The following is an 11,031-nucleotide window of genomic DNA, read 5'->3' as shown; positions in this document are numbered from 1 at the left end:
CTCAATTAACTCGTCTACTTCCCAATGTCGCTTCATTGTTTATTTGTAAAATGTATCCTGATTACACTACCACGGAGCGGCGCAAAAAGTTCCGCCTTTGATGCAATTATCGGTAGTGCGAGGTCAGTTGGCGCACTAAACCCAAAGGAGTATTTACTATCAAGTAACAACGTAGTTTTACGTATATCTATTGAGGCTAAATCGTTGCTACCCTTCCTTCTGGGGTTGCTGATATGGTCTTGGATTATTTCGTAGAGTCTTTGCTCTATCCACAGAGCATGAGTCAAGAGAGGCAGTAAAGCGGTTAATCTTTCTCTTTCTGCATCTGTGATGTTACTTGGAAGACTCATCCCTGCTGGGTGTTTAGTTCGTTTATTGCCGTCGGGATTGTATTTATTTCTATCGAGGCAGTAAAGCAGTTTCAGCAAATGGGTTACATTGCACTGGGCATTTCTAGGAGCGCTGCTTTGATTTTGGTAATAGGCGATGCGGAATTTCCTATCTTCTGCTCTCTCTAACTGGACTAAATACTGCTTGATGAATTTGTAATCACCTCTGGCGTTAACTTTGGAGCGAGAATCTACTGGCGTTGTAGTATTTGAAGCTAGGGCTATGTCTTTGGCTGATTCTTCAGTCAGTCCAATGTGGATGGTAACTTTTACTCTGGCTTGGGTTAAATCGTATTTGTAATTTTTCGCTTGCTCAAAGGCTAAAACTGTATGTCCCCCGTTGATAATCCCATCGCTACCGCCCTCGTTAGCTTCTAATATCTCCGCTCGGTTTTATTTCTGTTGGGCTTAACTTTATTGGCTGACAGAACATAGGAGTAATGCGGATATTTTCATAAGTTTTGTAAAATTGATGAGTTTGACATCACTTGATTGCTGCTACAACTTCATCTGTAGAAAGGACTGCATTGGCAATATAGCCAAAGTTGATCAGTGCTGCCTTGTAGCCGTCACCCAATTCCGGATGCCGAGGGGCTGCTGTTGCATCCTTGACAACAAGAACCTCAAATCCCTGTTCGAGCAATTCGCGTAGGTGAGCTTCAACACAAAGATTTGCCAACATTCCAAGTAGAATAACTTTGCTGATCTTGCGTTTACGCAGTTGCAAAACGAGATCGTTGGTTTGCGGTCCATAGACTTTATGAGGACTGGCCACAATTGTCAAGCCATCCTCAATGAAGGGCTTATAGCGATCAAGCCAGTCAGCACCCGATCCCAGGAATCCATCGAGGCTCAACGCACCACGGCGATCAAACTCCTTAACCTCAAGCATCATTTGCTCTAGGTTTCCAGCAAATTTCCAACTATGGTCGGTGGGGTAGTAATAGTGAGGGGAGATAAAAACTTCAAATCCATTCTGCTTCGCGGCTTTGAAGATTCGCTCAATGTTTTCGATGGTCTTGTTATCCTTAACACTCTCACCCACCAAATCCCAGGAAACCCCTTTTTCGCTCAAGACATCGTTTTGCGGATCGATGACAACTACTGCGGTGTCATTCTTGTTAATGTTCATGCTTTTTCTCGTTGCTTGTTAATTTTCACCGTTCTCTTTCTTAAAAACCACCCGCGATATGCAGCGTTTTCCCAATGATTCAGAATCAGAATATCTTGGTTGCCAGAGCGATCGCGGTGGGCGAATGATCTGGCAGTGGTCGCCCTGTTTCAAACTTTGACACCACTGCCTAAATGCTGTTTCAAAAACGCCAAGGTGCGATCGCGTGCTAATTCTGCAACTTATTGGCGATCGGCGTAACTAAGTGCTTGATAGATTAAAGGTGCAATGATAGCGATATTTTTCACCAACTCATCGGAGAGAGAAAATCGCTGTTTTAAGTAATTAGGATCGTTGTAACTCACCCACACCTTGCCGTCAGTCGCTTCCCATGCCAGTACTTTCAGGGGTAAATCCAGGGCGATCGTTGGTTCTGCCACCATGAGGGAAGTTCCGGCTTTCGGGTTGCCAAACAGCAACAACTGTGTAGGACACAGGCTTAGTCCGACTTTTTCGGCTTCAGCCTGTTGGTCGATGCGGGCAAAAATGGTGATGCCTTTTACTTCAAGGACGGCTTCTAATCGATCAATGGTTACAGGGACTGAATATTGACTGAGCTGGCTAATGATGCCGTTGTTTGCATTCATAGCAGTGGACTTCTTGTAGGATAAAAACTGGATGATATGGTCGTTGGGCTTTTCAAAGATTGAGGTCTGACAATCCTGGATGATCGTCAGGACGACGACCTAATATCCAGTGGTATTTGCGTTCGCTCTTTGAAATTGGCAGGTCGTTGATGCTGGCAATACGCCATCGCATGAATCCATGTTCGTCAAACTCCCAATTCTCATTGCCGTAAGAGCGAAACCAGTTGCCGGAATCATCATGCCATTCGTAAGCAAATCGGACAGCAATGCGGTTGTCTTGAAAAGCCCAAAGCTCTTTGATCAGACGGTAGTCCAATTCTTTAAGCCATTTACGTGTCAAGAATTGTGCGATCGCCTCACGACCAGATAAAAATTCTGAGCGGTTGCGCCAAATGCTATCCGATGTGTAAGCGAGTGATACTAGTTCAGGGTTACGTGTGTTCCAAGCATCCTCTGCAATTCGGACTTTTTGGATGGCGGATTCATTATCAAAAGGCGGCAGGGGTAGTCGAGGATTTTTGGGGTTATTCATAGTATGGTAGTGTAAAACGGCGATCGGCTGCTTCTTTACTAAAGGCGTAATTGACAACTACGGCTGCACCTTCGGCTGCCAGATGTTTGGCAATTGAAGCACCAATTCCTTTAGATGCCCCCGTCACAACTGCGATTTTTTCGTCTAATGGTCTATCGCAAAAGTTTTGAGAGCTTAGTGGTGTTCAGATCCCCGACTTCTTCAGGAAGTCGGGGATCTAGTAGCCCCGCAAAATTAATGCGATAAACCAATAGTTTTTTCATGATGATTTCTTAGGATCGGGCAGCGTGAACTCTACAGTTTCGCTAGTGATTACTTTGTGCGTGGGGTCAGCTAGTTCGATCAGCACTTTATGTACGCCAGGTTCTAGCCCGACCAGGATGATCGTTTCCCCACTGGAATCTACAAAGTGCCACGGCGCGTTATCAACGGTAATGTGGATATGACCGATGCGCGGCGATACTTCGAGGGCACCTTTGCCGAACACCGGCAACACGCGCAAATTCTCCGTCCGGTACTGGATGAAGACGCGTCCCTGTGCTAGCGGTTCGGGAAGCGGTGGATCGACAATCAGCTTGGGCGGTGCTTCCTTTTCAATCGCAATCAACGGTGATGATCCGATAATGTCCCTAACGCTCGGTGTGTGGCTGTTCATAGCAGGTAATTACTTGAGAGTAGTTTGTATTACGATCAAATGGCACTAAAATAAGCCGAAAGTCTTGTTTCACCTCGTTCCCAGCCTGTAGGCTGGGAATGTATTTCAAGAGGCTCTGCTTCTCATCAACCCTTCGGAGGCGGAGACTTTTAGAATTAGTTCTCAGCCTCCAGGCTAGGAACCAGTCACGGCAAGGGCTGTGTCTTAACTTAGTGCCATTCCGCTTTACCCTTTTCCCCTACGCTAACTCGGTAAGCAGCAAAGCGATGGAAGAGCGTCTTTTCCTTTCCTCAAAAACATCGATCGCATCCTATTGCAGATGTTTCTTCAATTGGGCAGCAGCTTGAACAAACAGAGAGCGGACTTCTGGCAGCTCGGCTAAACCATTGAGCAGTCCAAAATCATGAATCATGCCGTTGTACTGCACCGTTGTCACCTCTACCCCAGCTTCATCGAGCTTGCGTCCGTAGGCTGTGCCTTCGTCATGCAAAATATCGCTCTCTGCAACCACAATTAATGCTGGAGGCAAGCCTTTGAGTTGCTCAACCGTCGCTTGTAAGGGAGATGCGTAAATGTCTTTGCGCTTTTCTGGGTCAGGAATGTACAGGTCATACATCCACTTCATCGTGGGTACAGTTAGGTACCGTTTGTCGCCGAATTGATGATAAGAATTCGTTTCAAAATCAGCATCGACAATCGGCCACATCATGATATGTAACTTGATGTGTGGTCCTCCGTTTTCTTTCGCCTTCAAAGCAGTGACTGCTGTCATATTTCCGCCGACACTGTTGCCGACCACTGCCAGATTCTTGCCATCCACCCCAATTTCCTGACCATGCTCGGCAACCCATTTGGTTGCAGCATAAATCTCATTGATCGCCTGTGGGTACTGAGCATCTGGCGTGCGCGTGTAGTTGACAAAGACTCCTGCAAACCCTGAAAGCACAACCAGATCGCGAACCATGCGCTTGTGTGTTGGATAATCACCCAACACCCAACCACCACCATGAATAAAGATGAAAACAGGCAATGTGCCTTTAACGCCTTCCGGTCGCACGATATTGAGCGTAATCGAATAACCGTCAGCGATAATTTTCTTCTCAGACTCTTCAATGCCTGAAAGGTCTACTGGAACAGAAGCCTGTGCATCCGCGAGTACTTGACGTGCTTCGATTGCAGTGAGTGTCTCCAGTGGTACACCTCCTGAATTCAGCATTTTTAAAAATTCCTTCACCCCACTGGAAAGGCGTGGATCGTGTGCAACTTCCAAAATTTTTGCTGCTAACGAGTTTATTTGAGCAACCATGACATTTTCCTTTGATAAGTAGTAAACAATCTGTTGAAATGACACTGTTAAGTAAATTGATTTAACAGTGATATTTGATTCAGCAGTGATTGTGGAATGGCAATCACTTTCTACTGACATTCGTTTCCCAGCCGGAATTATTTGTTACTGGTGAAAAGGTTGTTGACCTAGCGGGTCGCTGCCTCGATCGGTTGTTTCCACACCGCAGCAGCATAGAGCGAGTTCTCAAAATCGGGGGCGATATCGCCTGTGATCCGTGCCTCATGATGCGCCCAGTCTTCAAAGAACAAGTCGTGACTGATGCATGATACTATTGCAGGTATGTCGCGGCGAATGCTAAATATGTCACCAATTGGCAAGCCAAAGCTGACAAAACCAGCAGGATTAAATACGTGAATGTCTTTTAGGTAAGGGGCAGTGCCAGGTACTTTTTCTAGGTATTCGCGGGCGTTACCGAAGTAAGGGTGCGTTCCCAAATAGTCGTCGCGCAGGTTTTCTGGTGGCTCGTAGCGATCGCGCCAGAGGGCAATGTACTGAGAAAAGTCGGCTAGTTCGGGACGCTTTGTTGGATCAACGAAGTAACCAGTGCCAGCGATCGCAAAATCAAACTCGAAAACCTCATCATTCACCTGGGTGACAATGCGATCGCCCATTTCCCGTGCCGATTTCACCTGTGCAGATAGGTGTATGTGAAAGTTCGGGAAGGCGATCGCTCGCTCAATCGCGTTCCGTGATGGCGTGGAGCCTGCTTGACGAAAGCGCCAAGCTTGGAACCATCGGGCTGCATCGGGTAGTTGGGGATAGTTGCAGTAAGCACCAGGGTATTCCCGTATCCGAAGTAGTGGTAGAGATGCGATCGCCGATCGCCGTGAAAACAGGTGTACTGCCTTCGCTCCCGATTCCAGCGCCACTCCTGCTGCATCGAAAGCTGAAGCCGCCGCACCCAGCACTGCCACAGTCTTACCGCGCAGTGCTTCAAAATCGATGGCATCGGCGGTATGTGCGTACAGCGTGTGTGGTAAGTCAGCCAGTACTGGAGGTATGTATGGACCACCAGTGCCAGCCACACCATTGGCAAAAATAATTTTGCGCGTAGTCTCTACCTGCGGGACATCGTTTACCTCAAGGTGTAGGCGGAAGAAACCTGTAGCTGGCTCAATCCGCACCAACTTTGTCCGGTAACGAACCTGGATACCGAGGAAGTGCCGATACCAACTGAGATACTCAGCCCATGTCACTCGCTCAATGCGATCAATCGCCGCGTAAGCTTCCGCACCGTGCCGCGCTTCATACCAGGCTTGAAAGGATAATTCTGGGATGCCTAGTTCCGGGCCAGGCACATTTTTCGGCGTGCGGAGCTTTTCCATCCGCGCTCGCGTCAGCCACACACCTGCATGAGCCTCATCATCGGCTGCATCGATCGCCGTCACGCGACCGATCCCAGCACGCCGTAGCGCAAATGCAAAGGTACTACCACTGCCACTACCACCTACTATAGTAACATTGTGATCGATGCCAGGGCGATCGGGCACCCAGTTTTCGGGATCGGGGCCGAGCAGACGTAGTGCTTCGCGGGCAGTAAAATCGAAATTGCTCGTTGTCATGTTGATCTCCTCATATCTCGTTGCGATGGATAGAAGAATTGCAATAGCAGACAATTAAGCTGTTAAGCTAACGCGCCTACATATTGCACTATTTTCCATGTAGACCGTGATTAGTCATTAGTCATTAGTGTTTATTAAGGACAAAGGACAATTGACAAAGAACAACCTCACCAGTTAATGTGCAATCTTATTTGCGTAACAGCTTAGTAGGTTTTTGTTCGTGGGTTTGGATTCGCTAGAGCGTGTTATGAACAACTGCTAGAAGCTAGAAAAGGATTCGTGTTGCTACCACATCGTTGGGTAGTAGAGCGCAGTTTTGCATGGACGGCTCAGTTTCGCCGTTTAGTTAGACAGAGATGGGTTGCAGTCGTGATGTGAGAAATTGATCGATATAGTTTGCGATCACATCCCCATCCTCTTCCAGGGCAAAATGTCCGGTATCAAGTAGATGGAACTCAACGTCTTTCAAGTCACGCTGGTAGGGATAAGCACCGTCAGCAGGAAAGATGTAGTCATTCTTACCCCAAACAATCAGGGTTGGTGGCTGATATTTGCGAAAATACTCCTGCCATTGCGGATATAATGGTGGATTAGTACCATAGCTATACAGCAGTGCTAGTTGAATCTCACCGTTGCCAGGGCGATCGAGGAAATGTTGATCGATAGTCCAGGTATCGGAGTTGATCGCTTCTAGATTGCGAACACCGTTGGTATATTGCCACTTCGTCGCTTCCAGGGTGACAAGATATTTGAGCTTTTCAGCATTCTCAGGTGATCGCTCTTGCCAGTATGCTTTAATTGGTTCCCAAAATTCGCGCAGACCTTCTTCGTAAGCATTGCCATTTTGAACAATCAGAGATTGCACGCGCTCTGGATATTTAGCGGCAATCCGATAGCCTATCGGTGCGCCATAATCCATCACATAAAGGCTATACTTTTTTAGAGCGATCGCAGCAATGAATTTTTCCACAATCTGTGCCAAGCGATCAAAGGTGTAATCAAATTCATTTACAGTTGGCATCGAACTGTTGCCGTAGCCAGGGTAGTCAGGTGCAACGAGATGGAATTTATCAGCAAGTGCTGGTATGAGATTGCGGAACATGTGAGACGACGTTGGGAAGCCGTGCAATAGCAAAATCGTCGGATTATTACGAGAACCAGCTTCACGGTAGAAGATATTTAAAGCATCGATCAAAACTGTGCGATATGTCGTCATGGGATTACATTAACAAAGATAAACTTCATCTTTAACTCCTTTTGGACTTCAAATCTGTGCCATACCGCCATCGACAAACAACTCAATGCCGTTCACAAAGCTACTGTCATCTGAAGCAAGAAAGACAACGGCTTTGGCAATCTCATCGGGCGTGCCTACTCTTCCAAGTGGGATGGTGCTGGCTTGACTGTCCATGAATTCTTGCACCTGCTTATCGCTCAGTCCCAAAAGATTGTAACCAGGAGTAGGAACCACGCCAGGACTAATGGCGTTAACCCGGATTTTGCGCTCTTTGAGGTCGAGTATCCAATTTCGGGCAAAGGAGCGCACGGCAGCTTTAGTCGCGCTGTAAACGCTGAAGGCTGGGGTGCCTTTTATAGAAGTAGTCGAGGCGTTCAGAATGATGGAAGCGCCCTCTGGCAACAGAGGCAGCGCCTTCTGCACGGTAAACAGCAGACCTTTAACGTTAGTGTTGAACGTTTTGTCAAAGTGTTCTTCAGTAATCGATCCGAGTGGGACGAGTTCTCCACCGCCAGCATTAGCGAAGATCACATCAAGATGTCCTTGTTCTTGTTTGATTGTGGCGAACAGGCGATCAAGGTCTGCCAGATTGGAGGCATCGCTCTGAACACCCGTGATGTTTTCACCGATCGCATTCACAGCAGCATCCAGTTCAGTTTGGCGACGACCTGTAATGAAGACATAGGCTCCTTCAGCAACAAAACGCTTTGCAGTGACAAGACCGATGCCGCTAGTACCGCCTGTGACAAGAGCGATTTTTCCTTCTAGTTTTTTCATAATGTTAATCTGATGGGGATTCTGGATTTGTGTGAACCATTGAAGTGTTATCGGTTCTGTTGCATCACAACTTTGAGAACAGTAGATTTAACCCTTCATTCATTGTGGGAACCAGTTGTGGTAAAAGCTGTATCTTAACTTAGTGCCATTTCTTACTGATCTGCTTGATGACGCTGCTTGAGACTTACAACTAGTTCAGTCACTTGACGTTGAGCCTCTGCGCTCAGTGAGTCAAAGTCATCTAAGAAGAATTGACGTTCTAGCGTTAACTTCCGGGTATTAAGTAACCCTTCGATCTGCCAACCTTCGTCGCCTTTCGTTACGACGTATAGCGGCAGCGAATCTCGTGACGGTGAAGTTTCGGTTTGTCCGGGCAGTATTACCCTGATAACTACGAGCATGAGCGCGAGTTGTGAGTTCACGAAGCGGACAAAATCCACCTCACCCTCCAGGCGTGTTCCTTTGACAACTGTATCGAACGCTTGCTGATGAAATATAGTGATTTCTTTTCGACCCTTGAGATGCGTGCCCTCGAACGTGATGAAATCGGCAGTTTCGCTGAACGGGGCAGCGAAGCCTTCGCCGCTACCTCGATTCCAAGCATCAATCATCTGGCGATGGAAAGCACGGATTGCCGACTCGTCAGCAGTAGTGGTGGTTTGAGCTGTTTGTAAATTCATAGTTTTGAGTTTTCCTTTTAAGTGATAGACCAGTTCTCAAGCGGCATAGCGGGTGTTATGAACTCTGAAAATCATCGGCTCTGTGAGCCAGTTCCAATCATTCCTCGAAAATCGCAACGAGGGCTGAATTTCATATCCATGTTGATGCAGTAAGGGTTTACTGCGATCAACTTTAGTGATACCTGTATTTTGAGTCGGCACGATCGGATCTCCTAGAGTCATAGTTAGGTCTGTTCTATTTGTATGTACCGAGAAACTGCTTCTCTTAGGATTAGGATTACTTCACAGCATTACTTGCTGCTTCAATCACTTTGGTAACTTCTTTTGGATGAGAGATAAAAGGAACATGACTAGAGTTAACTTCGGTTGTCTTAGCATTAATCCGTTTAGCCATAAATCGTTGAAGTTCAGGGTTGATGGCGCGATCGCTTTGAGTCACGATAAACCAGGAAGGAATCGTTTTCCAGGCGATTTCATTCACTGATTGCTCAAACGCGGCGCTGGCGATCGGCTTTTGGGTTGCTGCCATCACTCGCGCCTCAGCCTTTGATACGTCTTGGGCAAAAAATTCGTGAAACTTCCCGCGATCAACATAGAGGAAGTTTGCAGCATCAGACACAATTGCCGTACTAATCGGAGGTGCTGCGTACCTTTTATTCAAATCACTCGTCTTTTCACCGACATCTGGTGCGAAAGCATTAACATAAACTAGAGCTTTCACCTGTGGATTGCCAGCCGCCGCACCCGTGATTACATTTCCACCATAGGAATGTCCAACTACTACAACAGAACCCTTCTGACTCTCAATTACCCGCTTCGTCGTTGCCACATCATCAGCAAGAGAAGTGAGCGGAATCTGCACAGCAGTCACCCTGTAGCCATCCTGCTCTAACAATGGAATAACGTGTTGCCATGATGTCCCGTCAGCATAAGCCCCATGAACAAGAACGATCGCAGGTTTAGAGTTGGACGTTTGAGGTAATTCCTTGGAGGTGGCTGGTGTTGGGTGCATTGATATTCCAACGACAAAACTTAATGCAAATAACCACAGCAACAATTTTTGAACTTTTTTCCATGTAAAAACTATCATTGCGATCGCCTCTGTATTCTTGCTAAATTGCTGAAATCTCTGATTCTTGTCGTCCGTATAGAAGTTATGAAATACTTGTAGGGATAAGCATCAAAAACCTTAATCATTTGCAGCAACAATGGCTGCCATTATCTGCTCAACAGTCCAGCGATCAAGATAGCGAATTCCATTAATAAACAAAGCGGGTGCAGCCTTCACTCCACTTCGCAGTCCACCTTCGATATCCGCATTGATCCGATCAACATACGTTCCTTTGGATAAATCCTGCAAAAATTGAGAAATATCAAGTCCTAACCGATTGGCGTACTCTACTAGATAGCCATTCTTTAACTCTTGTTGATGAATGAACAATATTTCATGCATTTGCCAAAACTGCCCTTGAGCCGCTGCTGCTTCGGCGGCTTCCGCTGCCCGTTGAGCATGTGGATGAATCTGTACCTGAGGAAAGTGACGGAAGATAAAACCTAAATTGTTTTCTCCAAACGAAACCTTCAATTGCTGTTGAGCAACTTTAATCAATCGATAGACGTTGGCACTTTGAAAACATTCATAATCTCCATACATGACGAATACTACAGCAGCATTCAGTACACCTTGAATATGATCTTGGGTTGAAGGCAGAACGAATAAAGAACGATTTTCACGGTTGTAAGTCATGTTTCGGTTTGTATTAAGCAAACTTAAGCCTTACAACCCAACTGCGCTAACATTGCTATGGATTCAATATAGACAATTGACCCTCTCTTGTCGTCCACTCTGGGTTGACATTTTTATATAATCGAGTGATGGATGAACCTGTCCATCTCGCAGTGGAAGGTTGTCTCAAACTTTAGTTTGAGTCTAAGAGGCTGTTTGAAAAGTCAAAGAAATGGTAAAAAAGCTCTCTCAGTATACGCTGTGAATATATAGTAGACAGCACTGAGAGAGCAACATGAGTAAAGCATACCCCAGCAATCTGACCCGTGCTCAATATGAATTTCTGAGTGACATGATTCCAGAACCA

Annotated in this window: 13 protein-coding genes and 3 pseudogenes; 2 read left to right on the top strand and 14 right to left on the bottom strand. The window is 46.4% G+C overall.

Annotation, left to right across the window (positions count from 1 at the left end):
- Window positions 1-98: 98 nt before the first annotated feature.
- Together H6G26_RS33845 and H6G26_RS33840 are read right to left on the bottom strand one after the other, a co-directional pair.
- Window positions 99-820 (bottom strand): annotated as a pseudogene (locus H6G26_RS33845) (AIPR family protein); the annotation flags it as partial.
- Window positions 821-873: 53 nt separating this feature from the next.
- The gene (locus H6G26_RS33840) at window positions 874-1,521 is read right to left on the bottom strand and encodes a cysteine hydrolase (RefSeq protein ID WP_190735407.1); all 648 of its coding nucleotides are present in this window, start codon (window positions 1,519-1,521) and stop codon (window positions 874-876) included.
- 99 nt (window positions 1,522-1,620) lie between these two features.
- Here H6G26_RS33840 and H6G26_RS33835 point away from each other — a divergent pair, with 99 nt between their 5' ends.
- Window positions 1,621-1,761: a hypothetical protein gene (locus tag H6G26_RS33835; protein WP_190735404.1), complete on the top strand. Its 141-nt coding sequence runs from the start codon at window positions 1,621-1,623 to the stop codon at window positions 1,759-1,761.
- Here the strand turns inward: H6G26_RS33835 and H6G26_RS33830 are convergent.
- From H6G26_RS33830 to H6G26_RS33805, 6 genes and pseudogenes are all read right to left on the bottom strand, one after another.
- On the bottom strand, window positions 1,743-2,147 hold the full coding sequence (locus tag H6G26_RS33830) for a DUF302 domain-containing protein (RefSeq protein WP_190735402.1): 405 nt from the start codon (window positions 2,145-2,147) through the stop codon (window positions 1,743-1,745). The two genes, H6G26_RS33835 and H6G26_RS33830, sit on opposite strands and share 19 nt — an antisense overlap.
- Before the next feature lie 52 nt (window positions 2,148-2,199).
- Window positions 2,200-2,679: a nuclear transport factor 2 family protein gene (locus tag H6G26_RS33825; protein WP_190735400.1), complete on the bottom strand. Its 480-nt coding sequence runs from the start codon at window positions 2,677-2,679 to the stop codon at window positions 2,200-2,202.
- Window positions 2,680-2,701: 22 nt separating this feature from the next.
- Window positions 2,702-2,815, bottom strand: a pseudogene (locus H6G26_RS33820) (SDR family NAD(P)-dependent oxidoreductase); the annotation flags it as partial.
- Between the two features lie 123 nt (window positions 2,816-2,938).
- A complete protein-coding gene (locus tag H6G26_RS33815) occupies window positions 2,939-3,334 on the bottom strand; it encodes a DUF6130 family protein (RefSeq protein ID WP_190735398.1) in 396 nt (131 codons plus the stop codon).
- A 310-nt stretch (window positions 3,335-3,644) separates the two neighbouring features.
- A complete protein-coding gene (locus H6G26_RS33810; RefSeq protein WP_199327206.1) occupies window positions 3,645-4,760 on the bottom strand; it encodes an alpha/beta hydrolase in 1,116 nt (371 codons plus the stop codon).
- A 47-nt stretch (window positions 4,761-4,807) separates the two neighbouring features.
- A complete protein-coding gene (locus H6G26_RS33805; RefSeq protein ID WP_190735395.1) occupies window positions 4,808-6,244 on the bottom strand; it encodes an NAD(P)/FAD-dependent oxidoreductase in 1,437 nt (478 codons plus the stop codon).
- Between the two features lie 261 nt (window positions 6,245-6,505).
- On the opposite strand from H6G26_RS33805, the pseudogene H6G26_RS33800 reads away from it, so the two are divergent.
- Window positions 6,506-6,595 (top strand): annotated as a pseudogene (locus H6G26_RS33800) (IS5/IS1182 family transposase); the annotation flags it as partial.
- Here the strand turns inward: H6G26_RS33800 and H6G26_RS33795 are convergent.
- The 6 genes from H6G26_RS33795 to H6G26_RS33770 form a co-directional block, all read right to left on the bottom strand.
- A complete protein-coding gene (locus H6G26_RS33795) occupies window positions 6,591-7,460 on the bottom strand; it encodes an alpha/beta hydrolase (protein ID WP_190735393.1) in 870 nt (289 codons plus the stop codon). The pseudogene H6G26_RS33800 and the gene H6G26_RS33795 overlap by 5 nt on opposite strands.
- Before the next feature lie 48 nt (window positions 7,461-7,508).
- Window positions 7,509-8,258, bottom strand: coding sequence for an SDR family oxidoreductase (locus H6G26_RS33790; protein ID WP_190735391.1), 750 nt, complete (start codon window positions 8,256-8,258; stop codon window positions 7,509-7,511).
- Between the two features lie 152 nt (window positions 8,259-8,410).
- The gene (locus H6G26_RS33785; protein ID WP_190735389.1) at window positions 8,411-8,938 is read right to left on the bottom strand and encodes an SgcJ/EcaC family oxidoreductase; all 528 of its coding nucleotides are present in this window, start codon (window positions 8,936-8,938) and stop codon (window positions 8,411-8,413) included.
- Window positions 8,939-8,974: 36 nt separating this feature from the next.
- The gene (locus tag H6G26_RS33780) at window positions 8,975-9,160 is read right to left on the bottom strand and encodes a hypothetical protein (protein ID WP_190735382.1); all 186 of its coding nucleotides are present in this window, start codon (window positions 9,158-9,160) and stop codon (window positions 8,975-8,977) included.
- 55 nt (window positions 9,161-9,215) lie between these two features.
- Window positions 9,216-10,028, bottom strand: coding sequence for an alpha/beta hydrolase (locus H6G26_RS33775; RefSeq protein ID WP_190735380.1), 813 nt, complete (start codon window positions 10,026-10,028; stop codon window positions 9,216-9,218).
- Window positions 10,029-10,127: 99 nt separating this feature from the next.
- Window positions 10,128-10,685 (bottom strand): DsbA family protein, encoded by a 558-nt coding sequence (locus H6G26_RS33770; RefSeq protein ID WP_190735377.1) that lies wholly within the window; start codon window positions 10,683-10,685, stop codon window positions 10,128-10,130.
- Between the last annotated feature and the right edge of the window lie 346 nt (window positions 10,686-11,031).

It is taken from the genome of Nostoc sp. FACHB-888 (assembly GCF_014696655.1).
Taxonomy (GTDB): domain Bacteria; phylum Cyanobacteriota; class Cyanobacteriia; order Cyanobacteriales; family Nostocaceae; genus Nostoc.
The sequence above is the reverse complement of the archived record's forward strand: the minus strand, read 5'-3'. Positions and strand labels throughout refer to the sequence as shown.

What these genes read in the sequence shown, in the direction of transcription:
- H6G26_RS33840 (WP_190735407.1), bottom strand. Translation starts at nt 1,521, where the DNA reads ATGAACATTAACAAGAATGACACCGCAGTAGTTGTCATCGATCCGCAA.
- H6G26_RS33830 (WP_190735402.1), bottom strand. Translation starts at nt 2,147, where the DNA reads ATGAATGCAAACAACGGCATCATTAGCCAGCTCAGTCAATATTCAGTC.
- H6G26_RS33825 (WP_190735400.1), bottom strand. Translation starts at nt 2,679, where the DNA reads ATGAATAACCCCAAAAATCCTCGACTACCCCTGCCGCCTTTTGATAAT.
- H6G26_RS33815 (WP_190735398.1), bottom strand. Translation starts at nt 3,334, where the DNA reads ATGAACAGCCACACACCGAGCGTTAGGGACATTATCGGATCATCACCG.
- H6G26_RS33810 (WP_199327206.1), bottom strand. Translation starts at nt 4,760, where the DNA reads ATGTCAGTAGAAAGTGATTGCCATTCCACAATCACTGCTGAATCAAAT.
- H6G26_RS33805 (WP_190735395.1), bottom strand. Translation starts at nt 6,244, where the DNA reads ATGACAACGAGCAATTTCGATTTTACTGCCCGCGAAGCACTACGTCTG.
- H6G26_RS33795 (WP_190735393.1), bottom strand. Translation starts at nt 7,460, where the DNA reads ATGACGACATATCGCACAGTTTTGATCGATGCTTTAAATATCTTCTAC.
- H6G26_RS33790 (WP_190735391.1), bottom strand. Translation starts at nt 8,258, where the DNA reads ATGAAAAAACTAGAAGGAAAAATCGCTCTTGTCACAGGCGGTACTAGC.
- H6G26_RS33785 (WP_190735389.1), bottom strand. Translation starts at nt 8,938, where the DNA reads ATGAATTTACAAACAGCTCAAACCACCACTACTGCTGACGAGTCGGCA.
- H6G26_RS33780 (WP_190735382.1), bottom strand. Translation starts at nt 9,160, where the DNA reads ATGACTCTAGGAGATCCGATCGTGCCGACTCAAAATACAGGTATCACT.
- H6G26_RS33775 (WP_190735380.1), bottom strand. Translation starts at nt 10,028, where the DNA reads ATGATAGTTTTTACATGGAAAAAAGTTCAAAAATTGTTGCTGTGGTTA.
- H6G26_RS33770 (WP_190735377.1), bottom strand. Translation starts at nt 10,685, where the DNA reads ATGACTTACAACCGTGAAAATCGTTCTTTATTCGTTCTGCCTTCAACC.